This is a genomic window from Nocardia sp. NPDC050697 (genome assembly GCF_040654395.1).
In the GTDB taxonomy this organism is placed as follows: domain Bacteria; phylum Actinomycetota; class Actinomycetes; order Mycobacteriales; family Mycobacteriaceae; genus Nocardia.
This window is the reverse complement of sequence record NZ_JBFAHY010000003.1, coordinates 608,268-634,008: the sequence shown is the minus strand read 5'-3', so window position 1 is coordinate 634,008 and position 25,741 is coordinate 608,268. Positions and strand designations below refer to the sequence as shown.

General features: G+C 71.9%; 29 protein-coding genes and 1 riboswitch. Of the genes, 23 read left to right on the top strand and 6 right to left on the bottom strand.

Annotation, left to right across the window (positions count from 1 at the left end):
• The first annotated feature begins 122 nt into the window (after nucleotides 1–122).
• The 18 genes from ftsH to AB0H71_RS14735 all read left to right on the top strand — a co-directional run bounded on the left by ftsH (nucleotide 123) and on the right by AB0H71_RS14735 (nucleotide 17,906).
• The gene (gene ftsH / locus AB0H71_RS14820) at nucleotides 123–2,546 is read left to right on the top strand and encodes an ATP-dependent zinc metalloprotease FtsH (RefSeq protein WP_357019956.1); all 2,424 of its coding nucleotides are present in this window, start codon (nucleotides 123–125) and stop codon (nucleotides 2,544–2,546) included.
• Between the two features lie 147 nt (nucleotides 2,547–2,693).
• Entirely contained in the window at nucleotides 2,694–3,326 is a 633-nt protein-coding gene (gene folE, locus AB0H71_RS14815; protein ID WP_357020407.1) for a GTP cyclohydrolase I FolE, read from the top strand.
• 58 nt (nucleotides 3,327–3,384) lie between these two features.
• Nucleotides 3,385–4,209 (top strand): dihydropteroate synthase, encoded by an 825-nt coding sequence (folP, locus tag AB0H71_RS14810; protein ID WP_357020405.1) that lies wholly within the window; start codon nucleotides 3,385–3,387, stop codon nucleotides 4,207–4,209.
• The gene (gene folB, locus AB0H71_RS14805) at nucleotides 4,210–4,584 is read left to right on the top strand and encodes a dihydroneopterin aldolase (RefSeq protein ID WP_357019953.1); all 375 of its coding nucleotides are present in this window, start codon (nucleotides 4,210–4,212) and stop codon (nucleotides 4,582–4,584) included.
• Nucleotides 4,581–5,108, top strand: a complete 528-nt coding sequence (gene folK, locus AB0H71_RS14800; RefSeq protein ID WP_357019950.1) for a 2-amino-4-hydroxy-6-hydroxymethyldihydropteridine diphosphokinase — start codon at nucleotides 4,581–4,583, stop codon at nucleotides 5,106–5,108. The genes folB and folK overlap by 4 nt, the downstream gene beginning before the upstream one ends.
• 2 nt (nucleotides 5,109–5,110) lie before the next feature.
• On the top strand, nucleotides 5,111–5,581 hold the full coding sequence (locus AB0H71_RS14795; RefSeq protein ID WP_357020402.1) for a DUF3180 domain-containing protein: 471 nt from the start codon (nucleotides 5,111–5,113) through the stop codon (nucleotides 5,579–5,581).
• Between the two features lie 70 nt (nucleotides 5,582–5,651).
• Nucleotides 5,652–6,950: a DUF6779 domain-containing protein gene (locus AB0H71_RS14790; RefSeq protein ID WP_357019948.1), complete on the top strand. Its 1,299-nt coding sequence runs from the start codon at nucleotides 5,652–5,654 to the stop codon at nucleotides 6,948–6,950.
• 136 nt (nucleotides 6,951–7,086) lie between these two features.
• Nucleotides 7,087–8,016 carry a DUF2520 domain-containing protein gene (locus AB0H71_RS14785; protein ID WP_357019945.1) on the top strand — a complete coding sequence of 310 codons (930 nt, stop codon included), beginning with the start codon at nucleotides 7,087–7,089 and terminating at the stop codon, nucleotides 8,014–8,016.
• A complete protein-coding gene (gene panC / locus AB0H71_RS14780) occupies nucleotides 8,016–8,939 on the top strand; it encodes a pantoate--beta-alanine ligase (protein WP_357019942.1) in 924 nt (307 codons plus the stop codon). Before AB0H71_RS14785 ends, panC begins: the two co-directional genes overlap by 1 nt.
• A gap of 17 nt (nucleotides 8,940–8,956) precedes the next feature.
• The gene (panD, locus tag AB0H71_RS14775; RefSeq protein ID WP_357019940.1) at nucleotides 8,957–9,376 is read left to right on the top strand and encodes an aspartate 1-decarboxylase; all 420 of its coding nucleotides are present in this window, start codon (nucleotides 8,957–8,959) and stop codon (nucleotides 9,374–9,376) included.
• A 1-nt stretch (nucleotide 9,377) separates the two neighbouring features.
• Nucleotides 9,378–10,172 (top strand): type III pantothenate kinase, encoded by a 795-nt coding sequence (locus AB0H71_RS14770; protein WP_357019937.1) that lies wholly within the window; start codon nucleotides 9,378–9,380, stop codon nucleotides 10,170–10,172.
• Between the two features lie 222 nt (nucleotides 10,173–10,394).
• Nucleotides 10,395–10,940 (top strand): cysteine dioxygenase family protein, encoded by a 546-nt coding sequence (locus tag AB0H71_RS14765; RefSeq protein ID WP_357020399.1) that lies wholly within the window; start codon nucleotides 10,395–10,397, stop codon nucleotides 10,938–10,940.
• A gap of 8 nt (nucleotides 10,941–10,948) precedes the next feature.
• On the top strand, nucleotides 10,949–11,371 hold the full coding sequence (locus AB0H71_RS14760) for a rhodanese-like domain-containing protein (protein WP_357020396.1): 423 nt from the start codon (nucleotides 10,949–10,951) through the stop codon (nucleotides 11,369–11,371).
• Between the two features lie 98 nt (nucleotides 11,372–11,469).
• Nucleotides 11,470–12,936 (top strand): lysine--tRNA ligase, encoded by a 1,467-nt coding sequence (lysS, locus tag AB0H71_RS14755; protein WP_357020392.1) that lies wholly within the window; start codon nucleotides 11,470–11,472, stop codon nucleotides 12,934–12,936.
• A gap of 114 nt (nucleotides 12,937–13,050) precedes the next feature.
• Nucleotides 13,051–13,413, top strand: a complete 363-nt coding sequence (locus AB0H71_RS14750) for an Lsr2 family protein (RefSeq protein ID WP_357019934.1) — start codon at nucleotides 13,051–13,053, stop codon at nucleotides 13,411–13,413.
• Between the two features lie 167 nt (nucleotides 13,414–13,580).
• On the top strand, nucleotides 13,581–14,204 hold the full coding sequence (locus AB0H71_RS14745; protein ID WP_357019931.1) for an FHA domain-containing protein: 624 nt from the start codon (nucleotides 13,581–13,583) through the stop codon (nucleotides 14,202–14,204).
• Between the two features lie 12 nt (nucleotides 14,205–14,216).
• Nucleotides 14,217–14,813 carry an anthrone oxygenase family protein gene (locus AB0H71_RS14740; protein WP_357019929.1) on the top strand — a complete coding sequence of 199 codons (597 nt, stop codon included), beginning with the start codon at nucleotides 14,217–14,219 and terminating at the stop codon, nucleotides 14,811–14,813.
• Nucleotides 14,814–15,350: 537 nt separating this feature from the next.
• Entirely contained in the window at nucleotides 15,351–17,906 is a 2,556-nt protein-coding gene (locus AB0H71_RS14735) for an ATP-dependent Clp protease ATP-binding subunit (RefSeq protein ID WP_357019926.1), read from the top strand.
• 278 nt (nucleotides 17,907–18,184) lie between these two features.
• Here AB0H71_RS14735 and AB0H71_RS14730 read toward each other — a convergent pair whose 3' ends face one another.
• Nucleotides 18,185–19,525, bottom strand: a complete 1,341-nt coding sequence (locus AB0H71_RS14730) for a histidine kinase (RefSeq protein ID WP_357019923.1) — start codon at nucleotides 19,523–19,525, stop codon at nucleotides 18,185–18,187.
• A gap of 109 nt (nucleotides 19,526–19,634) precedes the next feature.
• Between AB0H71_RS14730 and AB0H71_RS14725 the strand changes: the two genes are divergently transcribed.
• Together AB0H71_RS14725 and AB0H71_RS14720 are read left to right on the top strand one after the other, a co-directional pair.
• Nucleotides 19,635–20,087, top strand: coding sequence for an SRPBCC domain-containing protein (locus tag AB0H71_RS14725; protein WP_357019920.1), 453 nt, complete (start codon nucleotides 19,635–19,637; stop codon nucleotides 20,085–20,087).
• Nucleotides 20,088–20,161: 74 nt separating this feature from the next.
• A complete protein-coding gene (locus tag AB0H71_RS14720) occupies nucleotides 20,162–20,605 on the top strand; it encodes an OsmC family peroxiredoxin (RefSeq protein ID WP_357019917.1) in 444 nt (147 codons plus the stop codon).
• 39 nt (nucleotides 20,606–20,644) lie between these two features.
• Here AB0H71_RS14720 and AB0H71_RS14715 read toward each other — a convergent pair whose 3' ends face one another.
• From AB0H71_RS14715 to mhuD, 4 genes are all read right to left on the bottom strand, one after another.
• Nucleotides 20,645–21,088 (bottom strand): hypothetical protein, encoded by a 444-nt coding sequence (locus tag AB0H71_RS14715; RefSeq protein WP_357019915.1) that lies wholly within the window; start codon nucleotides 21,086–21,088, stop codon nucleotides 20,645–20,647.
• 36 nt (nucleotides 21,089–21,124) lie between these two features.
• Nucleotides 21,125–21,895 carry a CbtA family protein gene (locus tag AB0H71_RS14710; RefSeq protein WP_357019912.1) on the bottom strand — a complete coding sequence of 257 codons (771 nt, stop codon included), beginning with the start codon at nucleotides 21,893–21,895 and terminating at the stop codon, nucleotides 21,125–21,127.
• Nucleotides 21,886–22,083: a CbtB-domain containing protein gene (locus AB0H71_RS14705; protein WP_357019910.1), complete on the bottom strand. Its 198-nt coding sequence runs from the start codon at nucleotides 22,081–22,083 to the stop codon at nucleotides 21,886–21,888. Before AB0H71_RS14705 ends, AB0H71_RS14710 begins: the two co-directional genes overlap by 10 nt.
• 29 nt (nucleotides 22,084–22,112) lie before the next feature.
• Nucleotides 22,113–22,240, bottom strand: a riboswitch (cobalamin riboswitch).
• Nucleotides 22,241–22,275: 35 nt separating this feature from the next.
• Nucleotides 22,276–22,590 (bottom strand): mycobilin-forming heme oxygenase MhuD, encoded by a 315-nt coding sequence (mhuD, locus tag AB0H71_RS14700; RefSeq protein WP_233015677.1) that lies wholly within the window; start codon nucleotides 22,588–22,590, stop codon nucleotides 22,276–22,278.
• Between the two features lie 41 nt (nucleotides 22,591–22,631).
• Between mhuD and AB0H71_RS14695 the strand changes: the two genes are divergently transcribed.
• Nucleotides 22,632–23,375 (top strand): alpha/beta hydrolase, encoded by a 744-nt coding sequence (locus AB0H71_RS14695; protein WP_357019906.1) that lies wholly within the window; start codon nucleotides 22,632–22,634, stop codon nucleotides 23,373–23,375.
• A 33-nt stretch (nucleotides 23,376–23,408) separates the two neighbouring features.
• Here the strand turns inward: AB0H71_RS14695 and AB0H71_RS14690 are convergent, their stop codons facing one another.
• Nucleotides 23,409–24,323: an A/G-specific adenine glycosylase gene (locus tag AB0H71_RS14690; protein ID WP_357019903.1), complete on the bottom strand. Its 915-nt coding sequence runs from the start codon at nucleotides 24,321–24,323 to the stop codon at nucleotides 23,409–23,411.
• 32 nt (nucleotides 24,324–24,355) lie between these two features.
• Between AB0H71_RS14690 and AB0H71_RS14685 the strand changes: the two genes are divergently transcribed.
• Nucleotides 24,356–24,979 (top strand): carbonic anhydrase, encoded by a 624-nt coding sequence (locus tag AB0H71_RS14685; RefSeq protein ID WP_357019900.1) that lies wholly within the window; start codon nucleotides 24,356–24,358, stop codon nucleotides 24,977–24,979.
• A gap of 109 nt (nucleotides 24,980–25,088) precedes the next feature.
• Nucleotides 25,089–25,712, top strand: a complete 624-nt coding sequence (locus AB0H71_RS14680) for a hypothetical protein (RefSeq protein ID WP_357019898.1) — start codon at nucleotides 25,089–25,091, stop codon at nucleotides 25,710–25,712.
• Nucleotides 25,713–25,741 lie beyond the last annotated feature (29 nt).

The following is a 25,741-nucleotide window of genomic DNA, read 5'->3' as shown; positions in this document are numbered from 1 at the left end:
GCATATCCGCATCCGAACCCCGGCCGGAACGGCGGGCGGAGCGGGGTGGCGCGCGCGGGAGCCCGCATCGCTAGGCACGAACCGGAGACACCGGAAAGGACTGGCCGCCCGGCCTACGCTCTATGAACCGCAAGACAGTGTTCCGCACCCTGGCCATCGTCTCGGGCATTCTGCTGGTCATCTACGCGTTCAGCTGGTTCGGCAACGACACCCGCGGCTGGAAGAGCGTCGACACCTCGGTGGCCCTCAGCCAGCTGGCGGACAAGCCGAACGTCAAGAACGTGCAGATCGACGACCGGGAGCAGCAGCTCCGGATCGAGCTGAACAACGGCAACGACGCGACCGGCGGCGAGTCCAGGATCCTCACCAAGTACCCCGGCGGCAGCGAGACCTCCGCGCAGATCTTCGACGCGGTGCGGCAGTCCGGCGCCCCGTACAACACGGTGGTCAAGCAGGAGAGCTGGTTCACCCAGATCCTGCTGTTCGTGCTGCCGATGGTGATCCTGCTCGGCCTCTTCATCTTCGTCATGGCGCGCATGCAGGGCGGCGGCCGCGGCGGGATGATGGGCTTCGGCAAGTCCAAGGCCAAGCAGCTCAGCAAGGACATGCCGAAGACCACCTTCGCCGATGTCGCGGGCGCGGACGAGGCGGTCGAGGAGCTCTACGAGATCAAGGACTTCCTGCAGAACCCGGTGCGCTACCAGGCGCTCGGCGCCAAGATCCCGAAGGGCGTGCTGCTCTACGGCCCGCCCGGCACCGGTAAGACGCTGCTGGCGCGGGCGGTCGCGGGCGAGGCCGGGGTGCCGTTCTTCACCATCTCCGGATCGGACTTCGTCGAGATGTTCGTCGGCGTCGGCGCCTCCCGGGTGCGCGACCTGTTCGAGCAGGCCAAGCAGAACAGCCCCTGCATCATCTTCGTGGACGAGATCGACGCGGTCGGGCGCCAGCGCGGCGCCGGGCTCGGCGGCGGCCACGACGAGCGCGAGCAGACGCTGAACCAGCTGCTCGTCGAGATGGACGGCTTCGGCGATCGCACCGGCATCATCCTGATCGCGGCCACCAACCGGCCGGACATCCTGGATCCCGCGCTGCTCCGCCCCGGCCGCTTCGACCGGCAGATCCCGGTGGGCAACCCGGATCTGGCCGGGCGCCGCGCCATCCTGCGGGTGCACTCGCAGGGCAAGCCGATCGCGCCGGAGGCCGATCTGGACGGGCTGGCCAAGCGCACCGTCGGCATGTCCGGCGCCGACCTCGCCAATGTGATCAACGAGGCCGCGCTGCTCACCGCGCGCGAGAACGGCTCGGTGATCACCGGCGAGGCGCTGGAGGAGTCGGTGGACCGGGTCATCGGCGGCCCGCGCCGGAAGAGCCGGATCATCAGCGAGCACGAGAAGAAGATCACCGCGTACCACGAGGGCGGGCACACCCTCGCCGCCTGGGCGATGCCGGATATCGAGCCGGTCTACAAGGTCACCATCCTGGCCCGCGGCCGCACCGGCGGCCACGCCATGACCGTGCCCGAGGACGACAAGGGGCTGATGACCCGCTCCGAGATGATCGCCAGGCTGGTCATGGCGATGGGCGGGCGTGCCGCCGAGGAGCTGGTGTTCCACGAGCCGACCACCGGCGCCTCCTCCGATATCGACCAGGCCACCAAGATCGCCAGGGCGATGGTCACCGAGTACGGCATGAGCGCTCGGCTCGGTGCCGTTCGGTACGGCCAGGAGCAGGGCGATCCCTTCCTCGGCCGCTCGATGGGCACCCAGTCGGACTACTCGCACGAGGTCGCAGGCGCCATCGACGAGGAGGTGCGCAACCTGATCGAGGCCGCGCACACCGAGGCGTGGTCGATCCTGAACGAGTACCGCGACGTGCTCGACGTCCTCGCCACCGCGCTGCTGGAGCGGGAGACGCTGCACCGGAAGGACCTGGCCGAGATCTTCACGCAGGTGGAGAAGCGGCCGCGGATCACCGCCTTCAACGACTTCGGCGAGCGCGTCCCCTCGGACAAGCCGCCGGTCAAGACCCCGGGCGAGCTGGCTGCCGAGCGCGGCGAGAAGTGGCCGCCCGAGCCCATCGCCTCGCTGCCCGCGCGGCAGCCGAGCGGCGCGCACGCCGGTGCCAACGGTGGCCCGGCAGTGCCGAACGGCGCCGCCCCCGCCGGGTATCAGGGCAGGCCGCAGGGGTACCAGGGCGGACGCCCGCCCGGGCAGCCGCAGGGCCAGGGGTACGGCAGGCCCGGCGCCGGCGCCACCGGAACGCACGGTTCGCGCCCGGATTACGGCGCACCCGCCGGCTGGTCGGCCCCCGGTTGGCCGCCGCGCGAAGACGACCCGCGCCAGGGCAACCCGTACGGCCCCGGCGAGCAGCGCCCCGGCGCCAGGCCGTGGAGCCGGGAGGGGCAGGGCCGCGGGTACCAGGGCGAGCCCGGCTACGGCTCGGAGCCCGGGTACGACCAGGGCTACCCCGGTGAACAGGGCCGCTACCCCGGTGACGAGGGTCACCAGGAGAGTTCGGACTGGGACGGACCGAACGGTCGCCGCTGATCCGCGGCCCATTAGGCTCTCCACGGGGGTGTTCGGGCCTTTTGCCCGCACCGAGATTGGGAGGTGTCCGTGATGTCGGCCAACGAGAAGTCGGCCAGCCAGAACGGCGGCGCCGGTGATGGTTCGAGCGGCAGCGCCGTCGACCTGATCAACGAGGACGGCGTGCGCATCGACGTGCCCGCCGACGACGCGGTCGCGCTGACGACCGGGAACACGTTCGACCAGCCACGCGCCGAGGCCGCGGTGCGCGAGCTGCTCATCGCCGTCGGCGAGGACCCCGACCGCCCCGGGCTGCTGGACACGCCGTCCCGGGTGGCTCGGGCCTACCGCGAGGTCTTCGCCGGGCTCTACCAGGATCCGGACGCCGTGCTGAACACGACGTTCGACGAGGGGCACCAGGAGATGGTGCTGGTCAGGGACATCCCGCTGTACTCGACCTGCGAGCACCACCTGGTGGCTTTCCACGGCGTCGCGCACGTCGGCTACATCCCCGGCCCGCACGGCCGGGTCACCGGGCTCTCCAAGCTGGCCCGGCTGGTCGACCTCTACGCCAAGCGCCCGCAGGTGCAGGAGCGGCTGACCAGCCAGATCGCCGACGCCCTCATGCGCAAGCTGGACCCGCGCGGCGCCATCGTGGTGATCGAGGCCGAGCACCTGTGCATGGCCATGCGCGGCATCCGCAAGCCGGGCGCGAGCACCACCACCTCGGCGCTGCGCGGCATGCTGCAGTCCAACCCCGCCTCCCGTTCCGAGGCCCTGGACCTGATCCTGCGAAAGTGAGCACACGGTGACCGGGCTCGCCGGTATCGGCTCCCGCTGGGGCCGCTCCTGCCTGGTGATGGGCGTCGTCAATGTCACCAGCGACTCGTTCTCCGACGGCGGCCGCTACCTGGACCCGGAGCACGCCGTCGCGCACGGCATCGCGCTCTTCGAGGCCGGCGCCGACCTGGTCGACGTGGGCGGCGAGTCCACCCGGCCGGGCGCGGTCCGGGTCGATCCGGAGACCGAGGCGGCGCGGGTGGTCCCGGTGATCAGGGGGCTGGTCGCGGCCGGGGTCCCGGTCAGCGTGGACACCATGCGGGCCGGCGTCGCCGAGGCGGCGCTGGCGGCCGGGGTCACCGTGGTCAACGACGTCTCCGGCGGCCGCGCCGATCCGGACATGGTCCGGGTGGTCGCGGCGGCCGGGGTGCCGTGGATCCTCATGCACTGGCGGGGCAGCACCGGCTTCCGGCACACCGGCCCGGCCGACCACTACGACGACGTGGTCGCGGAGGTGCTGGCCGAGCTCACCGCCCAGGTCGAGCTCGCGCTGGCGGCCGGGGTGCGTCCGGACCGGATCGCGCTCGACCCCGGGCTCGGCTTCGCCAAGAACGCCGAGCACAACTGGGCGCTGCTCGCCGCGCTCCCGCAGCTGGTCGCGCAGGGGCTCCCGGTGCTGGTCGGCGCCTCGCGCAAGCGCTTCCTCGGCACCCTGCTCGGCGACGCGGCCGGGCCGCGGCCGCCGGATGGCAGGGAGGCCGCCACCGCCACCATCTCCGCGCTGGCCGCGCAGCACGGCGCCTGGGGTGTCCGGGTGCACGACGTGCGCGGCTCGGCCGATGCCATCGCCGTGGTCGACGCCTGGCAGCGCGCCGCCCGGCCCCTCACCCCTGGAGTCCGCTGAATGTCCCGAGCCGATCTCTCCCGCATCGAACTGCGCGGCCTCACCGCCTTCGGCAGGCACGGCGTCTTCGAGCACGAGCGCAGGGACGGCCAAGAGTTCGTCGTCGACCTGACGCTCTGGCTCGACTTCGCCGCGGCCGCCGCCAGCGACGACCTCGCCGCCACCGTCGACTACGGCGCGCTGGCCGGGCGCGCGGTGGAGATCGTGCAGGGCCCGCCGCGCAACCTCATCGAGACGGTGGTCACCGAGATCGCCGACGACGTCATGACCGACCCCAGGGTGCAGGCCGTCGAGGTGGTGCTGCACAAGCCGTCAGCGCCGATCCCGCACACCTTCGCCGACGTCAGGGTGGTCACCCGCCGGGAGCGCGGATGAGCCGCGCGGTGCTCTCCATCGGCTCCAACCTCGGCGACCGGCTCGCCCGGCTGCGCGCGGTGGTGGCCGGTTTCGGGCGGCGGGTCACCGCGGTCTCCCCGGTGTACCGGACCGCGCCGTGGGGCGGGGTCGAGCAGGACGACTTCCTGAACGCCGTGCTGCTCGCCGACGACCCGGCCTACGAACCCGCCGACTGGCTGCGCCACGGCGCCGCGCTGGAGGACGCCGCGGGCCGGGTGCGCGCGGTGCACTGGGGACCGCGCACGCTCGACGTCGACGTGGTGTGGTGCGGCACCGAGGCGGGGCCGGTGCACAGCGCCGACCCCTGGCTCACGCTGCCGCACCCGCGGGCGCACCGCCGCGCCTTCGTGCTGGCGCCCTGGCTCGATGTCGAGCCGGGCGCGGTGCTCACCGCGGAGGGGGCGACCCGGCCGGTGCGCGACTGGCTGGCCGAACTCGACCACGCCGAGCGCGAGGGCGTGCACCGCACCGCCGACGACCTCGGGACGGCGGGGTCGCGGTGAAGCTGAAACCGGCCAGAGTCTTCGATCTGGTGGTCACCGTGCTGACCGCCGCCGTCGCCACCTGGATCATCACCAGGGTGGCCTACGGGCGATTTCCGCCGATCTCGGTGTTCGCGGGTGCGTCGCTGTACCCGGTCGCCGCGATCGAGGTCGCGCTGGCCTTCGTGATCCGGCAGCGGGTGCAGGACGACCGGATCGGGGCGGGGCCGCGCCGGCTGCACCCGATCACCGCGGCGCGGGCGGTGGCGCTGGCCAAGGCGTCGATCCAGGTCGGTGCGCTGGTGTCCGGGATCTGGCTGGGTTTCCTGCTCTGGGTCTTCCCGCGCAGCGGCACCCTCGACGCCGCCGCGGCCGACGCGCCGAGCGCGGTGGTCGGGCTGATCGCCGGGCTCTGCCTGCTCGCGGCGGCGCTGTGGCTCGAGTATTGCTGCCGCGCCCCCGACGACCCGACCGATGATGCCGCAACTACTTAGCAAACGTTTCGAATGGAAATAATCACCGCGGCGGTGTTCGGTGCGGAGCAACCCGGCTACCCTTGCGGGCATGGTTCTACCCTCCCGTAGCAGCGCTTCCCGTCGACGACGGGATGATGCGGGAAAGTTCTTCGTCGGCATCCTGATCCTGCTCGGGCTGGTTGCCAGTATTTTTCTGGTCTTCAGCAACAGCCTGCAGTACGTCCGGGTCGGGCTGGTCGCCGCGCTCTGGGCGGCGGCCATCGGCGCGCTCGCTGCCACGCGATATCGCAAGGAATCGTCGGTCGACCGGGCCAAGGTCCGTGACCTGCAGACCGTGTACGAACTGCAGCTGGAGCGCGAGGTGTCGGCCCGGCGCGAGTACGAGCTCGGCGTCGAATCGCGGGTCCGCCACGAGGTCGGGGCGGACGCCGCCGAGCTGGCCGCGCTGCGCGGCGAGCTGGCCGTGCTGCGCGCCAATCTGCAGCGGCTCTTCGACGGCGATCTGCCGGGGCAACGCCCCGCGCTGCACGCCGACGCCACCCGGGTGCACGAACTCCCGGGCCGCTCCGCCGGAGCGGCGAACGGTAGCTCGTCGAATGCCGAGTGGCCGACCCCGGTCTTCGAGCCGGGGCACCCGACCCCGCCGAGCTTCGCGACCCCCTACGACGAGCCGGTCACCGCCGAGACGGCGACCGTCCCGGAGGAGGACCCGGACCGTGCTCCCGGCTGGTCGGGCGCCTTCACCGAGGCCCCCGCCGACCCGCCGCACGGCTCCACCGTCTGGTCCCCGCCCGGGCAGGGCGCCGAGCAGCCCAAGTGGCCGTGGGAGGTCAAGCCCGAGGAGGGCGCCGACGAGACCCCCGGCCGCCAGGCCCCCGGCCCGGACGACGACGCAGGCACCGGCCCGCAGCGTGCGGTGCCGCCGCGGCTGAGTAAGCCGGCCGGCGCCACCGCGGCCGCGGGTTCGCGCCCCGCCGCGACCAAGCCGGGCCAGGCCTCCACCGGCAAGGCCGCGGGCGCGTGGCCGACCGCGGACCGGCCGCCGGGGTCGCGGCTCACCGCGCCACCCGACCCGGCCGCGGGCGCCACCACCGGCCCGGTGGTGAACCCGGCCCGCGCCTCGGTCGGCACCCCGACCTCGTCGGTCTCCGGCTCGCCGGTGGCCCCCGACGCCGCCGTCACCTCCACCTACGGCCTGCCGAGCACCCCGCCCGCCGATCCGGCCGATCCGGCCGGGACCCCCGGCAAGGGCGCGGGCGGCGCGATCGGCACCCCGAGCGCCCGCCGCCGCCGCAGGGCCGATACCGAGGAGGACCCGTCGACCCGGCGGCTCTCGGTCGCCGAGATCATGGCCAACCTGCAGTCTGAGCAGAAGCGCGGCGGCTGAGGCCGCTGCGGCGTAGATCACCCCCGCGCCCCGTGGCGTCGGCTCGGCGTCGCTCTATATCCTCGTGTCGTACCGTCCGGTACCCGCCAAGCGGGACTGGAACGACATCGAGAGGACAGTGTTGACCTCGAGAAGCGTGGATTCTGCTGCCACGCCCGGCTTCGACCCCGCGCCCGCACGCCTGACGGTGGGAATCGTCTCGGCGGGACGCGTCGGTTCGGCCCTGGGTGCGGCGCTCGAGCGCGCCGGGCACGTGGTGTTCGGCGTCGCCGCCATCTCCGGCGCCTCGATCCAGCGCGCCACCACCCGGTTGCCCGACTCCGAGATCCTGCCCGCCGAGCAGGTCGCGGCGCGCAGCGAGCTGCTGCTGCTCGCGGTGCCCGACGCCGAGCTGCCGGGCCTGGTGGCCGGGCTGGCGACGGCGGGCGTGGTGCGGCCGGGCACCATCGTGGCGCACACCTCGGGGGCGAACGGCATCGCCGTGCTCGCCCCGCTCACCGCGCACGGCGCGCTGCCGCTCGCCATCCACCCCGCCATGACCTTCACCGGCCACGACGAGGATCTGGCCCGGCTCGGCAATGCCTGCTTCGGAATCACCGCCGCCGACGAGGTCGGCTACGCCATCGCGCAGTCGCTGGTGATCGAGATGGGCGGCGAGCCGGTGCGGGTGCCGGAGGAGCACCGCGCGCTCTACCACGCCGCGCTGGCGCACGGCAGCAATCACCTGGTGACCGTGATCCTGGACGCCGTCGACGCGCTGCGCGCCGCGCTCGCCGGGCCGGGGCTGCTCGGCCAGCAGGCCGTCGACGAACAGCCGGGCGGGCTGGCAGAGCGGCTGCTCGCCCCGCTCGCCTCGGCCGCGCTCGACAACGCGCTGCGCCGCGGCCAGTCGGCGCTCACCGGCCCGGTCGCCCGCGGCGACACCGGCGCCGTCGCCGCGCACCTGGCCGCGCTGGAAGCGGCCGACCCCCTGATCGCCGACGGCTACCGGGCGCTCTCGCTGCGCACCGCGCAGCGCGCCCGCTCCGCCCCCGCCCTGCTCGACCTCCTGGAAGGACGTCGCTGATGGACCCCAAGCTGCGGGGAACCTACAAGCCCGGACAGCTCACCGTGCACCACGACCCCGCCGTGCTGGGGCAGGTGGCGCGGGCGCTGCGCGCCGTCGGCCGCACCGTCGCGCTGGTCCCGACCATGGGCGCGCTGCACGAGGGGCACCTCGAGCTGGTGCGCCGGGCCAAGCGCACCAACCAGGTGGTGATCGTCTCGATCTTCGTCAACCCGCTGCAGTTCGGCGCGAACGAGGATCTGGACCGCTACCCGCGCACCCTCGACGCCGACGTGGAGTTGCTCCGCGGCGAGGGCGTCGAGCTGGTCTTCGCGCCGTCGGTCGCGCAGATGTACCCGGACGGCCCGCGCACCACCGTGCAGCCGGGGCCGGTCGGCGCCGAGCTGGAGGGCGCCAGCCGCCCCACGCACTTCGCGGGCATGCTCACCGTGGTCGCGAAGCTGCTGCAGATCGCCGGGCCCACCGAGGCCTTCTTCGGCGAGAAGGACTACCAGCAGCTCACCCTGATCCGGGAGATGGTGCGCGACCTGAACTTCGACACCACCATCGTCGCGGTGCCGACCGTGCGCGAGCCGGACGGCCTGGCGCTCTCCTCCCGCAATCGCTACCTCGACCCGGACCAGCGCGCCGCCGCGCTCGCGCTCTCCGCCGCGCTGGCCGCCGGCAGCCACGCGGGCGGGCTCGGCGCCGCCGCGGTGCTCGCCGCCGCGCGGCAGGTGCTCGACGCCGCCCCCGGTGTCGAGCCGCACTACCTGGAGCTGCGCTCCGCCGCGCTCGGCCCGGCCCCGGAGACCGGGCGGGCCAGGCTGCTGGTCGCCGCGCAGGTCGGCGCCACCCGCCTGATCGACAATGTCGCCGTCACGCTCGGCGCCCCGATCGACGGCCACCCCACCACCCCCGCGGCCACGGCGTCCGCGCAGTAGAGAGAGGCGACGACGCGATGTTGCGCACCATGATGAAGTCCAAGATCCACCGGGCCACCGTGACCCACGCCGACCTGCACTACGTCGGCTCGGTCACCGTCGACCAGGACCTGCTCGACGCCGCCGACCTGCTGGAGGGCGAGCAGGTCTGCATCGTCGACATCGACAACGGCGCCCGGCTGGAGACCTACGTGATCGCGGGTGAGCGCGGGTCGGGGGTGATCGGCATCAACGGCGCCGCCGCGCACCTCGTGCACCCCGGCGACCTGGTGATCCTCATCGCCTACGGGATGATGGACGAGGCCGAGGTGCGGGCGTACACCCCGCGGGTGGTCTTCGTGGACGACCGGAACCGGGCCATCGAACTCGGCTCCGACCCGGCGCACGCGCCGGAGGGGTCGGGGCTGCTCACCCCGCGCACGCTGACGACCGCCTGACATGCTGCTCGCCGTCGACGTCCGCACCACGAGCACCGAGATCGGGCTGTTCTCCGGCAGCGGCGGGCACGCGAGCCTGGCCAGGCAGTGGCGGATGCGCACCGACCCGCTGATGACCGCCGACGAGTTCGCCATGTACCTGCGCGGGCTGGTCGGGGCGCGGCTGGACGAGGTGGTCGGGGTGGTCGCGCTGGCCACCGTGCCCCCGGTGCTGCGCGAGCTGCGGACCATGCTGGAGCGGTACTACGACCACGTCGCGCACGTGGTGGTCGAGCCGGGGGTGCGCACCGGCATCCCGCTGCTGGTGGACAACCCCAAGGAGATCGGCGCGGACCGGATCGTGAACGCGCTCGCCGCCTACCACCGCTACGAGGGCGCGGCCATCGTGGTCGACTTCGGCACCGCCACCACCGTCGACCTGGTCTCGGCCAAGGGCGAGTTCCTCGGCGGCGTGCTCGCGCCCGGTGTCGAGATCGCGAGCGAGGCGCTGATCGAGCGGGCTGCGCTGCGCCGGGTCGAGCTGACCCGGCCGCGCGGCGTGGTCGGCAAGAACACCGTGGAGGCCATCCAGTCCGGCGCCGTCTTCGGCTTCGCCGGGCTGGTGGACGGGTTGATCGACCGGGTGCGGGACGAGGTCGCCGCCTTCGCGGGCAACGACGTCACGGTGGTCGCCACCGGCGCCGTCGCGCCGCTCATCGTGCCCGAGTCGGAGACCATCGACCACTACGAGCCGCACCTCACGCTGACCGGGCTGCGCCTGGTCTACGAGCGCAATCAGCAGCGGAAGCGGGGCTGACGTGGCCGAGCGCACAGCCGCTGGTGCGGCCCCCGCGCCGCTGCTAAGCTGACCGCCGTGATCAACGGCACGCGTCCCCAGGAGTGTTGTCGAGGCTGACCGCCTCGACCGTTCGAGGCATCGCGCCCTCGACCGTTGACGACTTCTGGAGATCCGCTCGTGCGTTCTTCCGTTCTCTCCCTGCCTCGCTCGTACACCGCGGCCCGTGACGCCAGGTCAGCGCTGCCGCCGGTCGACCGCCCGACGGCCCCCGCCCTTCCCACCCGGCTGCGCCCCGCCGACCTGCTCCGCCTCACCGACGAGGGCGCCGAGGACGTGCTGGCCGGCCGGTACGACCACCTGCTGCCGAGCGGCGGGGAGTGGCCGGTCGAGGAGCGCTGGGCCAGCCGGCTCAGCTCCGACGACGAGGTCGACGTCTGGCTGATCAGCTGGACGCCGGGCAAGTCCACCGAGCTGCACGACCACGCCGGCTCGCTCGGCGCGCTCACCGTGCTCAGCGGCGCGCTCGCCGAATACCGCTGGAACGGAAGCGAACTCAGGCACCGCACGCTGGAGGCGGGCGACCAGGGGTCGTTCCCGATCGGCTGGGTGCACGACGTCATGCGGGCCCCGGAGGCCCCGGTCGCCGACCCCGCCACCGAACCGACGCTGAGCGTGCACGCGTACTCGCCGCCGCTCACCGCCATGTCCTACTACGAGGTGACCGGCCACGGCACGCTGCGCCGCACCCGTACCGTCCTCACCGATCAGCCCGAAGGTGATATGTGATGGCCACGCTGACCATCGACCAGATGCTGCAGAACGCCCGCGCCCGGCTGCGCAGGCTGCAAGCGCACGAGTACCCGGCCGCGCTGGAGCGCGGCGCCGTCCCGGTCGACATCCGCCCGCAGGCCCAGCGGGCCAGGGAGGGCGCGCTGCCCGGCGCGCTGGTGATCGAGCGCAATGTGCTGGAGTGGCGGCTCGACCCGAGCAGCTCGGCCCGGATCGCGCTCGCCACCGACCACGAGGTGGAGTGGGTCGTCGTCTGCTCCGAGGGGTACACCTCCAGCCTGGCCGCGGCGGCGCTGCAGGAGCTCGGGCTGCGCAATGCCACCGACCTGGAGGGCGGCTACCGCGGGCTGGAGGCGGCGGGGCTGCTGCACGCCGGAATACGGGTGCCGCACTTCGCCAGGGAGGTCGCCTCGCTGGCGACGCTCTGATTTATCGGAGCTCCGCACCCCCCGCTAGGGTTGGGCTGGTGAGCACCGCGAACAGGTCATCGGCAGCGGGATCCCTCGATCCCGACGTACCCGAGCAGATGCGCATTCGCCGCGAGAAGCGGGAGCGGCTGCTCGCGGAGGGGCGAGAAGCCTATCCGGTGATCGTGCCGCGCACCCATACGCTGGCCGAGATCAGGGCCGCCTATCCGGAGCTGGAAGCCGATACCGCCACCGGGCTGCGGGCCGGGGTCGCCGGGCGCGTCATTTTCCTGCGCAATACCGGCAAACTCTGCTTCGCGCAGCTGCAGGAGGGCGACGGCACCAAACTGCAGGCGATGATCAGCCTGAACGGGGTCGGCGCGGATTCGCTCGCCGCCTGGAAGGCCGATGTGGATCTCGGCGATTTCGTCTTCGTGCACGGCGAGGTGATCTCCTCGCGCACCGGCGAATTGAGCATCATGGCCGATTCCTGGTCGATGTCGGCGAAGGCGCTGCGCCCCCTCCCGGTGGCGCACAAGGAGCTCGGCGAGGAATCCAGGGTGCGGCAGCGCTACGTGGATCTCGTGGTGCGCCCGGAGGCGCGGCACAATGCCCGCACGCGGATCGCGGTGGTGCGCGCGCTGCGCTCCGCGCTGGAGCGCCGCGGCTTCCTGGAGGTCGAGACGCCGATGCTGCAGACGCTGCACGGCGGCGCCGCCGCGCGCCCCTTCGTGACCCGCTCGAATGCCCTCGATATGGACCTCTACCTGCGCATCGCGCCGGAATTGTTCCTCAAGCGCTGCGTGGTGGGCGGGCTGGAGAAGGTCTTCGAGATCAACCGCAACTTCCGCAACGAGGGCGCCGACTCCACGCATTCGCCGGAGTTCGCGATGCTGGAAACCTACGAGGCATACGCCACCTACGACGAGTCGGCCCGGATGATCCGGGAATTGGTGCAGGAAGTGGCGCAGGAGGCGCTCGGCACCCAGCGGGTGATCCTGGCCGACGGCACCGAATACGACCTGTCCGGGGAGTGGACCACGGTCGAGATGTATCCCTCGCTCTCCGAGGCGCTCGGCACCGAGATCACGCCGGAAACCACGGTGGCGGAATTGATCGGCCACGCCGAGCGGGTCGGGCTGGAAATTCCGCAGGGCAAGGGCTATGGCCACGGCAAACTCGTCGAGGAACTGTGGGAACACACCTACGGCGACAAGCTCTACGCCCCGACTTTCGTGCGCGACTTCCCGGTCGAGACATCACCGCTCACCCGGCAGCACCGGACCCGCGCCGGCGTCACCGAGAAGTGGGATCTGTATGTCCGCGGCTTCGAGCTGGCTACCGGATATTCGGAGTTGGTCGATCCGGTGATCCAGCGGGAACGCTTCGTGGATCAGGCCCGGCTGGCCGCTCAGGGCGACGACGAAGCCATGGTTCTGGACGAGGACTTCCTCGCCGCGATGGAACACGGCATGCCGCCGACGACCGGAACGGGCATGGGAATCGACCGGTTGTTGATGGCGCTCACCGGCCTCGGAATCCGGGAAACGATACTCTTCCCAATTGTGCGACCGGTCACCCGCTGACCCGTTCGTTTGCATGTAGGTTGCCGTCTTGGAATTCTGTGAATTCGAGGTATTCTTGCCTCGGGTATTCGGCCTGGTAGCAGGGTCGCACGATTTCGAAGGGACGTTCATCTCATGGCAAAGAAGGTCACTGTAAGCCTGATCGATGATGTCGACGGTGAGTCCATCGCGGACGAGACCATCGAGTTCGCAATCGATGGGGTGTCGTACGAGATCGATCTGTCGACCGTGAATGCGGCGAAGCTGCGCGACGGGCTCGAGGAGTGGGTTTCGAGCGCGCGCCGGGTGAGCGGGCGGCGCCGGGTGAAGGCGGCCGCCACGGGCGCCACCGCCGCGCCGAAGAACCGCGTTCCGATCGACCGGGAACAAAGTGCCGCAATTCGCGAGTGGGCGCGCCGGAACGGCCACAAGGTTTCCGCCCGCGGCCGCATCTCGGCCGACATCACGGACGCCTACAACAAGGCCGCCAAGGCCTGAGCACTTCGGCGACGAGCCGCTGCCAGGGTGAATCGTGCGACACTCCGGCAGCGGCTCGTCGGCGTGCCGGGCCCTTCGTCTTGCTCAGGGCACCTCGGAGACGGCACCATGAGAGCCGTTGGGTGACCGTCATCGGCGGTACGGGGAGAGATGAGGTATCGGGCGCGGTGACCGGAACGGGCGGCTCCTTCCTGCGTTTCACCGACGACACCGGGCGCCAGCACGAGCTGGAGCTCGCGGCGCAGAACCAGCGGATCACCATCGGGCGGGCCCCGCAGGCCGACGTGGTGCTGAACTGGGACGCCGAGGTGTCGCGGCTGCACGCGGCGATCGAATACCTGGGCTCGCAGTGGACCATCGTCGACGACGGGCTCTCCCGCAACGGCACCTTCGTCAACGGCGAGCGGCTGGTCGGCAGGCGCAGGCTGATGGCGGGCGACCGGATCCGGATGGGCACCTCGCTGCTCTCCTTCCACGACTTCACCGGCGCGGTGGACGACGCGACCCGCACCTCCACCGCCGCCATCCCCACGCTGCGCTCGCTGACCGATACCCAGCGGTCCGTGCTGGTCGCGCTGTGCCGGCCCTACAAGAACGGCACCGGGTTCGCCACCCCGGCCTCCAACCAGCAGATCGCCGAGGAGCTCTTCCTCAGCGTGGACGCGATCAAGACCCACCTGCGGGCGCTCTTCGCCAAGTTCGGGGTGGAGGATCTGCCGCAGAACCAGAAGCGGGTGCGGCTGGCCGGGCTCGCCATGCAGAGCGGGCTCATCTCCGATCGGGACCTGTAGACGATCCGACAGGTGCCCGAGCGCCTGACGTATGGAGTGCGAACCCGCGCGGCGGTTGACTCGAAGCCGGAAGCTCTACCGACCGGCAGGAGAAGTCAGATGAACGGCATTCGGATCGCCACCCTGGTCGCGGCGGTAGTCGGCACCGGCTTGGTCGCCGGCCTGTTCTACGCGTTCGCCATCGCGGTGATGCCCGCGCTGCGGCAGACCGACGACCGCGTCGTGCTCGACGTCATGCAGCGGATCAACGTCGTCATCATCAATCCCTGGTTCCTGATCGCGTTCCTCGGGACCATCGGATTCACCGGGCTGGCCGCGGTGCTGCACCTCGGCCAGGAGTACCGCGCGGTGCTGCTCTGGATCGCAATCGGATTGGCGCTCAACGTGTTCGCATTCATCGTCACGATCGCGCTGAACGTTCCGCTGAACAACATGCTCGACGCCGCGGGCGACGTGAACTCGATCGCCGACGCGGCCGGGCTCCGTAACGATTACGAATCCCCGTGGGTGCGTTGGAATGTGCTGCGCGCGGTTCTGCACACCGCCGCGTTCACGGTGCTCTGCGGCGCACTGTTCGTCGCCGGAATTCGGCACGCCGAGCACGGTTGAGCGCGGTATACCGATTGCGGCAGAGACGTTTTCGACTGGAAGCGTGTACGGAAGCGGTGGCGCGGGCGTTTTTCTCGCCCGCGCCGTTTCGTGCGCGGGTGTATTTTCCCGGGGCGGGCGGCGGCGGGCGCGGCAATTTCCGCGCGGTGCCCCGCCCCGCCGCCGGTGCGCCGGAAATTCCGCCGGACCGCCCGCACGCACGCCGCTCGGGCCGCCGGGAACGATCCGGCCCGCCCCGGCGTTACACCGGACGACAGCGGCAGGCTTCGCGGCGTGTGGCCCGGCCCGAGCCCGGTCCACGGCCCCGTTCGCTCAGAGCGGAACGGGGCCGGAAACGAATCCCCCACCCGCGGCGTTGGCAAGGGTGACGATCGTGTCAGCCGGCCGCAATAAGGTGGACCGGAAGCGACACGACCCCCTGCCAACTAGAGTGGAGTCGGAGGCTGCGAGCCCCGGGCTTCATGGCAGGCTGACGTGACACCAGTCCAGCTGGAAGCGTCGATCGCCGGATTGTCGGAGCAGGAGAGTGAGGGAGCGATGTTCGAGAGGTTCACCGACCGCGCGAGGCGCGTCGTGGTCCTGGCCCAGGAAGAGGCCAGGATGCTCAACCACAACTACATCGGCACCGAGCACATCCTGCTTGGGTTGATCCACGAGGGCGAGGGCGTCGCCGCCAAGTCCCTGGAGTCGCTCGGCATCTCGCTCGAGGGTGTGCGCAGCCAGGTGGAGGAGATCATCGGCCAGGGCCAGCAGGCCCCGTCCGGGCACATTCCGTTCACCCCGCGGGCCAAGAAGGTGCTGGAGCTGAGCCTGCGCGAGGCGCTGCAGCTCGGCCACAACTACATCGGCACCGAGCACATCCTGCTCGGGCTCATCCGCGAGGGCGAGGGCGTCGCCGCCCAGGTGCTGGTCAAGCTGGGCGCCGACCTCAACCGGGTGCGTCAGCAGGTCATCCAGCTGCTCTCCGGCTACCAGGGTGGCAAGGAGGCCGTCGAGTCCGGCACCCGCGGCGAGACCGGCACCCCGTCCACCTCGCTGGTGCTCGACCAGTTCGGCCGCAACCTGACCCAGGCCGCCCTCGAGGGCAAGCTGGATCCGGTGATCGGCCGGGCCAAGGAGATCGAGCGGGTCATGCAGGTGCTGAGCCGCCGCACCAAGAACAACCCGGTGCTGATCGGCGAGCCCGGCGTCGGCAAGACCGCCGTCGTCGAGGGGCTGGCCCAGGCCATCGTCAACGGCGAGGTGCCGGAGACGCTCAAGGACAAGCAGCTCTACACCCTCGACCTGGGCTCCCTGGTCGCGGGCAGCCGCTACCGCGGTGATTTCGAGGAGCGCCTGAAGAAGGTGCTCAAGGAGATCAACACCCGCGGCGACATCATCCTGTTCATCGACGAGCTGCACACCCTGGTCGGGGCGGGCGCGGCCGAGGGCGCCATCGACGCGGCCTCGATCCTCAAGCCGAAGCTGGCCCGCGGCGAGCTGCAGACCATCGGCGCCACCACCCTCGACGAGTACCGCAAGTACATCGAGAAGGACGCCGCCCTGGAGCGCCGGTTCCAGCCGGTCCAGGTCGGCGAGCCGACCGTCGAGCACACCATCAACATCCTCAAGGGGCTGCGCGACCGGTACGAGGCGCACCACCGCGTCTCCATCACCGACGGCGCCCTGGTCGCCGCCGCCACCCTGGCCGACCGGTACATCAACGACCGGTTCCTCCCGGACAAGGCGATCGACCTGATCGACGAGGCGGGCGCGCGGATGCGCATCCGCCGGATGACCGCGCCGCCGGATCTCCGCGAGTTCGACGACAAGATCGCCGACGCCCGCCGGGAGAAGGAGTCCGCGATCGACGCGCAGGACTTCGAGAAGGCCGCGCGGCTGCGCGACAAGGAGAAGCAGCTCGTCGCCAAGCGCGCCGAGCGGGAGAAGCAGTGGCGCTCGGGTGACCTGGACGTCGTGGCCGAGGTCGACGACGAGCAGATCGCCGAGGTGCTGGCGAACTGGACCGGCATCCCGGTCTTCAAGCTCACCGAGGAGGAGACCACCCGGCTGCTCCGCATGGAGGACGAGCTGCACAAGCGGATCATCGGCCAGGAGGACGCGGTCAAGGCCGTCTCCAAGGCCATCCGCCGCACCCGTGCCGGGCTGAAGGATCCCAAGCGGCCCTCCGGCTCGTTCATCTTCGCCGGCCCGTCCGGCGTCGGGAAGACCGAGCTCTCCAAGGCGCTGGCGAACTTCCTCTTCGGCGACGACGACGCGCTCATCCAGATCGACATGGGCGAGTTCCACGACCGCTTCACCGCCTCCCGGCTCTTCGGTGCCCCTCCCGGGTACGTGGGGTACGAGGAGGGCGGCCAGCTCACCGAGAAGGTGCGGCGCAAGCCGTTCTCGGTGGTGCTGTTCGACGAGATCGAGAAGGCGCACCAGGAGATCTACAACACCCTCCTGCAGGTCCTGGAAGACGGCAGGCTGACCGACGGCCAGGGCCGCACGGTCGACTTCAAGAACACCGTGCTCATCTTCACCTCGAACCTCGGCACCTCGGACATCTCCAAGGCGGTCGGGCTCGGCTTCGCGCAGTCCAACAACGCGGGGTCGAACTACGAGCGGATGAAGCTCAAGGTCAACGACGAGCTGAAGAAGCACTTCCGGCCGGAGTTCCTGAACCGCATCGACGACGTGATCGTCTTCCACCAGCTCACCAGCGAGCAGATCGTCGAGATGGTGGACCTGATGATCAACCGGGTCGCCACCCAGCTGCGGAACAAGGACATGGCGATCGAGCTCACCCCGCAGGCCAAGAGCCTGCTGGCCAAGCGCGGGTTCGACCCCGTGCTCGGGGCTCGGCCGCTGCGCCGCACCATCCAGCGCGAGATCGAGGACCAGCTGTCCGAGAAGATCCTCTTCGGGGAGATCGGGGCCGGGCAGACGATCGTCGTCGACGTCGAGGGGTGGGACGGTGAGGGGTCCGGTGAGGATGCCAAGTTCACCTTCGCCGGGAAGGCGAAGTTGACCAAGTCGGTCGACGAGACGCCGGAGGCTGTTCTCGCCGGGGCCGGCGAGAGTTCTTCCGCCGAAGCGTCGGGCGAGTAGTCCCTAGCTCGGGAATGGCCCGCTCCCCTCCGGGGGAGCGGGCCATTCCCGTTGACAAGGGAAAATCTATATCCGGGGGCTTCGCCCCCGAACCCCCACGGCGGCTCCGCCGCCCCCGCTGGGCCTCGCCGGCAGGCGTAGGGGTTCGGGGGCGAAGCCGCCGAGTAGTAATCCCCTTTCCTCGCTGGCAGGCGTGGGGGTTCGGGGCGAAGCCACCGAGTCGTGATCCTCTTTCCTCGCCGGAGGCGTCGGGGTTCGGGGGCGGAGCCCCCGAGGGATCAACCTTCTTCTTTTTTGGGGCCGGGGACGGCGGCCAGCCGGGTCTGGGCGGGGAGCCGCGCCGCTACGCGGAATCCCCCGCTCGGGCGCGGCCCGGCGGTGAGCGCACCGCCCAGTTCGTGCGCCCGCTCGCGCATACCGATGATCCCGTCCCCACCGCGCGGCCCCGGGGTGCGCGGGGGAGGAGCCGCGGGCCGGCTGTTGTCGACGGTGATATCGACCGAATCAACGGCATACCGCAACGTCACCGTCGCCTCGGCCCCCGGCGCATGCCGCTGCACGTTCCGCAGCGACTCGACAACGATCCCCGCCCCGACGGCATCGATCGCCGCGGGCAGCGGAGCAGCGCTCCCGATCACCCGATACGTCACCGCGACCCCGGAGCTCCGAGCCCGCTGCATGATCCCGTCGAGATCATCGAGGCTCGGCGCATCCGGCTTGGGCGCGGGCTTCGGCGCGACCACCTCGGCGGCCTCCCGCCGCGGTTCCCTCGGCGGCCGGGCCAGGAACCCGGCCGTCCGCCCGAGCAGCCCCTCGTCCCGCGGCGGCCGGTCGTCCCCCGCTTCCGGCTCCTCGACCCGCACTCCGGTCCGGCGCAGACTGCTCAACAGCTCCTGCGCGTCCTCCAGCGCGGCCCGGCTCGCCGTCTTCACCGCCGCCAGCGCGACCACCACCTGCTGCGGCTTGCGCTCGGCCAGCTCCAGCGCCAGCCCGGACTGCTTGTTGATGGCGGAGAGGCTGTGCACGACCACCCCGTGCAACTCCTCGGCGAGCGCGAGCCGCTCCGCCGCGCTCTCCCGCTCGCGCTGCGCGATCCCCTCCCACGGCTCGGCCTCCTCCAGCCGCTGCGCGTAGCGGGCCAGCTCGGTGCGCTGCCGCAGCAGCTCGGCGGTGCCTGCCAGCGCGACGGCCCAGCCGAGCGCGCCGAGCGCCTGCCACCCGTCGGGCTCCCGGCCGAGCAGCGCGGGCAGCGGCCAGATCATGCACAGGTAGGCCACCGGGATGGCCGGGTAGGTGTACCGCGGCGGCGCGACGGCGGCCGCGGTCAGGAAGGCGGCGGCGGGCGCGGCGAGCGCGGGCAGGTAGTGGTGTCCGAGCAACGGATAGGCGATCGCCACCGCGAACACCACGTACAGCACCGGCAGCGGGTGGTACCGGCGCAGCACCAGCGCCACCGGACCGGCGATGAGCAGCGCGGTTCCGAGCGCGTCGAGCGGGTCGGTGGCGACTTCGCGCAGGTCGAGCGCGAAGCCGAGCGCGAGCTGCAGCACCGCGACCCCGCCCGCGAGCCCCCAATCCCACACCACCGAACCGCGATTCGTCTCACCAGGCGCTCTCACCCCGCCAGACTATGCGCCGCGGCCGCCCGGCGCGGCAGGAGTCCACACCCCCGTGGCGCACACCGCGTACTCCGGGCACACCGCCGGTGACCACGGGTATGGTCTCGGGATGGTCGATCAGTCGATTCGTCTTCCGGATCTGTCCGCCCGGCCGCACGAGCTCTCGGTGGAGCGGGTCATGTCCGCCTCCGCCGGACTGCTCTTCGCGGCGTGGACCAGGGGCTTCGATCTGTGGCTGGCGCAACCTGATTCGCTGCTGCTCACCGGCGAGGTGAATACCCCGTTCTTCTTCGAGACCGAGAACGGCGGGGTCAGGCACCCGCACTACGGCCGCTTCCTGCGCTTGGAGAACGAGCGGCTGGTGGAGCTGACCTGGGTGAGCGCGGACACCCGTGGCGCGGAGACCGTGGTTTCGGTGCAGTTCGTCCGGCAGCCGCGCGGCATCCGGCTGCGGCTACGGCACTCCGGCTTCGCCGACATGGCGGCGCGGGACGCGCACCGGGAGGCGTGGCCCGCGGTGCTGGAGCAGCTGGACAAGCGGCTGACCGCTGCCGTCGGGTAGTGGCGCGGCGCCGGGGCGAGTAGGTTCGGAGCGCTATTCGCGAACTCCCCGCACTCCCTCCCGAAAGGATCGTGATGCCAACTCGTAGCGCGCGCACCGCGTGGACCGGCGGCCTGCAGGACGGCTCCGGCCAGGTCGAACTGGCCAGCTCGGGCGTCGGCAAGTACGACGTGTCGTTCCCGAAGCGCTCCGCCGACGACGCGAACGGCGCCACCAGCCCGGAGGAGCTCATCGCCGCCGCGCACTCCTCCTGCTACGCCATGGCGCTCTCCGCGCAGATCGCCGCCGCGGGCGGCACCCCGGAGAGCCTGGACGTCACCGCCGACGTCACGCTCGGCCCCGACCCGGCCGGCGGCTTCCGGATCAGCCGGATCGCGCTGACCGTGCGCGGCAGGGCGGCCGGGATCGACGCCGACCAGTTCGCCACCGCGGCCGCCGAGGCCAAGGCGGGCTGCCCGGTCAGCAAGGCGCTCGCCGGTGTCTCCGATATCGCGCTGGACGCGACCTTCGAGTCCTGACCGGCCCGGCGGCGCTCCCGCACCGGGGGCGCCGCCGGATCAGGCGAACCAGCGCCGGGCGGCCGGGGTGTACATGGCGGGCACCGCCACCAGCACCGCGAGCACGTGCACCGCGCGCACCCCGGCGAGCAGCAGGCCGCTGGGCCCGAGTTCGGCGAACGGGTCGGCGAGCGAGTCCGCCGAGAGCAGCCTGGCCGCCGGCTCGACGACCAGCGAGGCCACCCCGGCGACGCCGATACCAACGGTGAGCAGCGCCCGCGCCCAGCGGTCACCGTGCACCATGCGCAGCACCACCGCGAGGACGAGCAGGTAGAGCGCGCCGCGCCAGAGCAGCGGGGCGGCGCCGGTGTCGCCGACCCGGGCCAGCCCCTCCAGCACGCCCGCGCCGAGCGCGGTGAGGAATCCGGCGCAGGCCACCCGGACCGGGCGTGGCGCCGCCGGACCGGTGGCGGGAAGGATGAGCGAACGGGCAGTGTCGGCCATACCGCCGACACTGCCCGTCGCGTAGCGAACCGCGGATCACGCCGCGGTAGCGACCCCTTCCCCTACCGGGGTACGGGGTGCGGCCGCGAACTCGGTGAGCGCCGCGAACAGCAACCCGAGCGCGACCCACAGCGTGCTGGAGACCGCCAGCGACGACACCCGGAACTCCCATAGCAGGCTGGCCGGGAAATCCGCCCCGACCTCGTTCACGCCGGGGAGCAGCACGTACCCGAGGATCACCACGACCACGAAGGCCGCGACCCCGCCGATCAGCCGCACCGAGCGCAGCTGCCCGGCCAGCAACCGGTAGCCGTAGGCCGCCGCGGCGACCGCGACCAGCCCGAGCAGCACGGCGGCCACCCAGAGCCAGGTGCGTTCGTCGATCGTCTCCGGATCGCCGACCGCGGGCGGATTCGCCGGGTACTTGAAGAACGGCACCGCCACGATGGCGAGCCAGCCGGCCAGCGCCACCGCGAGGCCGGAGAGCGGCCCGGTGCCGAAGCGCCGCAGCAGGTGCACCGCCGCGCCGACGAGCACGCCGAACGCCGCGCCGGCCAGGCCGAGCGCGAGGAACTGCCCGGCCTTCTGCCCGCTCCGGCTGACCAGCGCCTCGTCCTCGTCGTGCGAGTGCCCGGCCGGTTCGCCGGTGTGCGGATGGGCCGCGGCGGCCGCCTCCTCGATGGCGATGGCGGCCTCGACCTTGGGTTCGCCGACGAAGTAGCCGACGGTGGCGGCGAGCAGCCCCGCGAGCACCCCGGCGAGCAGCCCGCGCAGCAGCAGGGTCCTCCGGGATTCGGTCAGTGGCACGGCAGGCCGAGCAGGTGTCGTCCGTCGTGCATCAGCTCGTGCAGGTACATCCCGGAGCGGGAGACCGCGCCCTGGTCGAAGCCGACCAGGTAGAGCGTGAGCAGTGCGAGCAGGACGACGCCGACCGTGACCAGAACGGTGGCGAGTGATTCCGAGACCCGGGATGCGGGGGAGTGCGCGATGGCCATGTAGTTCCTCCTGGGGCGTACGCGTCCCCGTCGTGGTGGCGCGACGATGCCGGTGTCTGGCTGTGAACAGTGGCGCGACCGCTCCGGAGTCTCACCGGATTACCGCAGCACCCTCGCTTCTTCCACGGAAACTGTGACATCGCAAACCCCCCTCGTCAACAACGGTGACGAGGGGGGTGGCCGCGACCCGGGTCAGCCCTGCGGCTTGCCCGCCACGTCGAGCACGACCTCGAACTCCAGCAGCGAGGCCCCGGTCGCCACCGGCTTGCGCGCCTCGCCCGCGTGCGCCTCCCGCGCCGGGCCGTCCCGCCAGGCCGCGAAGGACTCCTCGGACTCCCACTGCGTCACCACGAAGTACCGGTTCTCGCCGGCGGTGGGGCGGAGCAGCTGGAAACCGAGGAAGCCGGGGGAGTTCTCCACCGCGTGCGCCCGGTGCGCGAAGCGCTTCTCCAGCTCGGCGCCGGCGCCCTCGGGAATCTCGATCGCATTGATCTTCACAACAGCCATGGCTCCAACGTAGCGGCTCGCGCCGCCTACGCTCGGTCCCCATGCTCTACGACGAAGGCGGCACGGGGGTGCCCATCCTGTTGCTGCACGGGCTCATGGGGAGCGCGCGAACCTGGAGCGACCAGCTGGGGTGGCTGCGCGAGTTCGGCCACGTGTACACCTTCGACGCGGCCGGGCACGGCCGTCCGGCGCCCGCCGAGCCGAGCACCGAGGCGTTCGTCGCCGATCTGGCCGCGGCCACCGCGGCGCTCGCCGAGCCCATGGTGCTGATCGGGCACTCCATGGGGGCGCTGCACGGGTGGGTCTTCGCGGCCGCGCACCCGGAGCGGGTGCGGGCTCTGGTGGTGGAGGACATCGCGCCGGATTTCCGCGGGCGCACCGCGGCCGGGTGGGCGGCCATGATCGAGGGCTGGCCCCAGCCCTTTCCGGACGAGGACGCGGTGCTCGGCTATTTCGGCGAGGTCGCGGGGCGCTATTTCCTGCGCGCATTCCGCCGCGATGCCGACGGATATCGGCTGCACGGGGCGGTCGCGACATTCCGGGATATCTCCGAGGAGTGGGGCGGCCGCGATTTCTGGGCGCAGTGGGCGGCGCTGCGGATTCCGGCGCTGCTGCTGGAGGGGGAATTCACCATCACGCCGCCGGGGCAGATGCGGCGCATGGCGGAACGGGCGGACACCCGCTACGTGTGGGTCGAGGGCGCCGGTCACCTCGTGCACGACGAGCAACCTCAGCGCTACCGCGAAGAGGTGCAGTCGTTCCTGCACGACGTCCTCGCACGCTGAGCTCGGCGGGGTAGCCGCGGTAGGCCCGTTGCGCTACCGCTCCCCTTCGCCGGCCAGGGCGAAGCGCCCGTCCGAGGTCTGCTCGACCAGCCCGTCCACGAGCAGCGAGTCGAGCGCCCTGCCACGCTGCCCCGGATCCCGCGGCCAGGCGAGGTCCAGCCGCAGCCGCTCGACCGGCCCCTCGGCGGCGCGCAGCACGTCGAGCAGCCGCCCGCGCGCCTGGCGGTCGGTGCCCTCGTACTTCTGGGTCTTCCGCACCACCTCGGCCGCGGGCCGCCCCGCGGCGACCCACGCGCAGCGCGGCAGCGGGCAGGCATCGCAGGCGGGCGCGCGGGCCGTGCAGACGGTGGCGCCCAGCTCCATGAGCGCGGCCGAGAAGACCGCCGCCCGCCGCACCGGGGCGGGCAGCAGCGCCTCGGTCTCCGGCAGATCGCGCGGCGACGGATTCCCGGCATCCCCGAGCCCGTGCACCGCGCGCGCCACCACCCGGCGCACATTGGTGTCGACCACCGGCACCCGCTGCCCGTAGGCGAAGCAGGCCACCGCGCGCGCCGTGTAGGCGCCGATCCCGGGCAGCGCGAGCAGCGCCTCGACATCGTCGGGCACCGCGTCGCCGTACCGCTCGGCCAGCACCGTCGCGCACTCGTGCAGCCGCAGCGCCCGGCGCGGGTACCCGAGCTTGCCCCAGGCCCGCAGCACCTCGGCCTGCGAGGCGGCGGCCATGGCCGACGGCACCGGCCAGCGGGCCACCCACTCCCGCCAGATCGGCTCCACCCGCACCACCGGCGTCTGCTGCAGCATGATCTCGCTCATCAGGATCTGCCACGCCGTCACCCCCGGCCTGCGCCAGGGCAGGTCCCGCGCGGTGGCGGCGTACCAGTCGATCAGCACATCGGTGTCGATCGCGCCGTAGGCCGGCAGTGTGCGCGCGGCGGCGCCTCTCCTCACGGTTTCCCACCTCGTCCTGCACAATGGTCGCTATGCCTGGATCCAACCCGATCAGTTCGTGGAAGTCCCTGCGCGAGGGTAACGACCGCTTCGTCAACGGCACGCTCGAGCACCCCGGTCAGGGGGCGGCGGACCGCGCGAAGCTGGTGGAGGGGCAGCACCCGACCGCAATCCTGTTCGGCTGCGGCGATTCTCGCGTCGCCGCCGAGCTGATCTTCGATCGGGGCCTCGGCGACATGTTCGTGGTGCGCACCGCGGGTCACGTGGTGGACGGCTCGGTGCTCGGCTCCATCGAGTACGGCGTCGCCGTGCTGAACGTCCCGCTCATCGTGGTGCTCGGCCACGACAGCTGCGGCGCCGTGAAGGCAACCATCGACACGCTGGACGGCGGCGCCGTCCCCGGCGGCTTCATCCGCGACGTGGTCGAGCGGGTCGCGCCCTCGATTCTGGCGGGCAGGCGCGAGGGGCTCTCCACGGTGGACGAGCTGGAGGCGCGGCACGTGGTGGAGACCGGCAACCTGATCACCGAGCGTTCGGCGATCGTGGCCGAGCGGGTCAAGGCGGGCACGCTCGCCATCGCCTGCGTGAACTACAAGCTCGCCGAGGGCAAGGCATGGCTGCACCACGTGATCGGGGACGTCGGCGAAGCCGTCTGACCACTTGTCCGGGCATCCGCCCAGGTAGAGCTGGTCCGAGGCGGCCGGGCCCGGCCGACACGCCGAGGCCCTCGGCCCGCGATCCAGGCGCTGCGCTTACCGTTGAGGCGTGCTGGAACCCACTGGGCCGCTGCCTCCCGAGATCTACTGGCGACGTCGTGTTTTCGCCATCGGCATTCTGGTCCTCGCGCTCGCGCTGGTGATCTGGCTGGTGGTGATGGTCGCCAGGGGCGGCACCTCACCCGGCGGCGCCGCCGCGACCAGCACCACGACGGAGGTGGCGCCGCCGGCGGGCGGCTCGGGTTCGAGCGCGGCGAGCGGCACGGCCGCCTCGGATGTCGCGCCCTGCTCGGACCAGTCGCTCGCGGTGAAGGTGAGCGTCGGGCAGCCGACCTACCGCAAGGGTGAGCAGCCGGTGTTCGGCATCGTCATCACGAATATCTCCGCGGCGCCGTGCAGCCGGGACATGGGCTCGGGCATGCAGCAGATCTCGGTGCAGACGCTGGACGGCACCCGCAGGCTGTGGAACAGCGTGGACTGCTACCCCGACGGGCAGCCCGACATCAGGACGCTGGAGCGCGGGCAGCAGGCGGCGTTCACGGTCACCTGGTCCGGCTCGACCTCGCAGCCGAACTGCGCCGGCGAGCGGGTGCCGGTCCCGTCCGGCGCCTACGCGGTGCTCGCCCAGCTCGGCGGGGTGAAGAGCACCGCCGAGCCCTTCAACATCGCCTGAGCGGGCGGCCCAGCCGAACGCCGCGGCGG

Bases quoted from the DNA above. Each gene is read 5' to 3' on its own strand.
- lysS (WP_357020392.1), top strand. From the start codon at position 11,470: ATGCGCATTCGCCGCGAGAAGCGGGAGCGGCTGCTCGCGGAGGGGCGA.
- panC (WP_357019942.1), top strand. From the start codon at position 8,016: ATGGACCCCAAGCTGCGGGGAACCTACAAGCCCGGACAGCTCACCGTG.
- folK (WP_357019950.1), top strand. From the start codon at position 4,581: ATGAGCCGCGCGGTGCTCTCCATCGGCTCCAACCTCGGCGACCGGCTC.
- AB0H71_RS14725 (WP_357019920.1), top strand. From the start codon at position 19,635: ATGGTCGATCAGTCGATTCGTCTTCCGGATCTGTCCGCCCGGCCGCAC.
- AB0H71_RS14770 (WP_357019937.1), top strand. From the start codon at position 9,378: ATGCTGCTCGCCGTCGACGTCCGCACCACGAGCACCGAGATCGGGCTG.
- ftsH (WP_357019956.1), top strand. From the start codon at position 123: ATGAACCGCAAGACAGTGTTCCGCACCCTGGCCATCGTCTCGGGCATT.
- folB (WP_357019953.1), top strand. From the start codon at position 4,210: ATGTCCCGAGCCGATCTCTCCCGCATCGAACTGCGCGGCCTCACCGCC.
- AB0H71_RS14705 (WP_357019910.1), bottom strand. From the start codon at position 22,083: ATGGCCATCGCGCACTCCCCCGCATCCCGGGTCTCGGAATCACTCGCC.
- panD (WP_357019940.1), top strand. From the start codon at position 8,957: ATGTTGCGCACCATGATGAAGTCCAAGATCCACCGGGCCACCGTGACC.
- folP (WP_357020405.1), top strand. From the start codon at position 3,385: ATGGGCGTCGTCAATGTCACCAGCGACTCGTTCTCCGACGGCGGCCGC.
- AB0H71_RS14735 (WP_357019926.1), top strand. From the start codon at position 15,351: ATGTTCGAGAGGTTCACCGACCGCGCGAGGCGCGTCGTGGTCCTGGCC.
- AB0H71_RS14715 (WP_357019915.1), bottom strand. From the start codon at position 21,088: ATGGCCGACACTGCCCGTTCGCTCATCCTTCCCGCCACCGGTCCGGCG.
- AB0H71_RS14695 (WP_357019906.1), top strand. From the start codon at position 22,632: ATGCTCTACGACGAAGGCGGCACGGGGGTGCCCATCCTGTTGCTGCAC.
- AB0H71_RS14790 (WP_357019948.1), top strand. From the start codon at position 5,652: ATGGTTCTACCCTCCCGTAGCAGCGCTTCCCGTCGACGACGGGATGAT.
- mhuD (WP_233015677.1), bottom strand. From the start codon at position 22,590: ATGGCTGTTGTGAAGATCAATGCGATCGAGATTCCCGAGGGCGCCGGC.
- AB0H71_RS14685 (WP_357019900.1), top strand. From the start codon at position 24,356: ATGCCTGGATCCAACCCGATCAGTTCGTGGAAGTCCCTGCGCGAGGGT.
- AB0H71_RS14750 (WP_357019934.1), top strand. From the start codon at position 13,051: ATGGCAAAGAAGGTCACTGTAAGCCTGATCGATGATGTCGACGGTGAG.
- AB0H71_RS14720 (WP_357019917.1), top strand. From the start codon at position 20,162: ATGCCAACTCGTAGCGCGCGCACCGCGTGGACCGGCGGCCTGCAGGAC.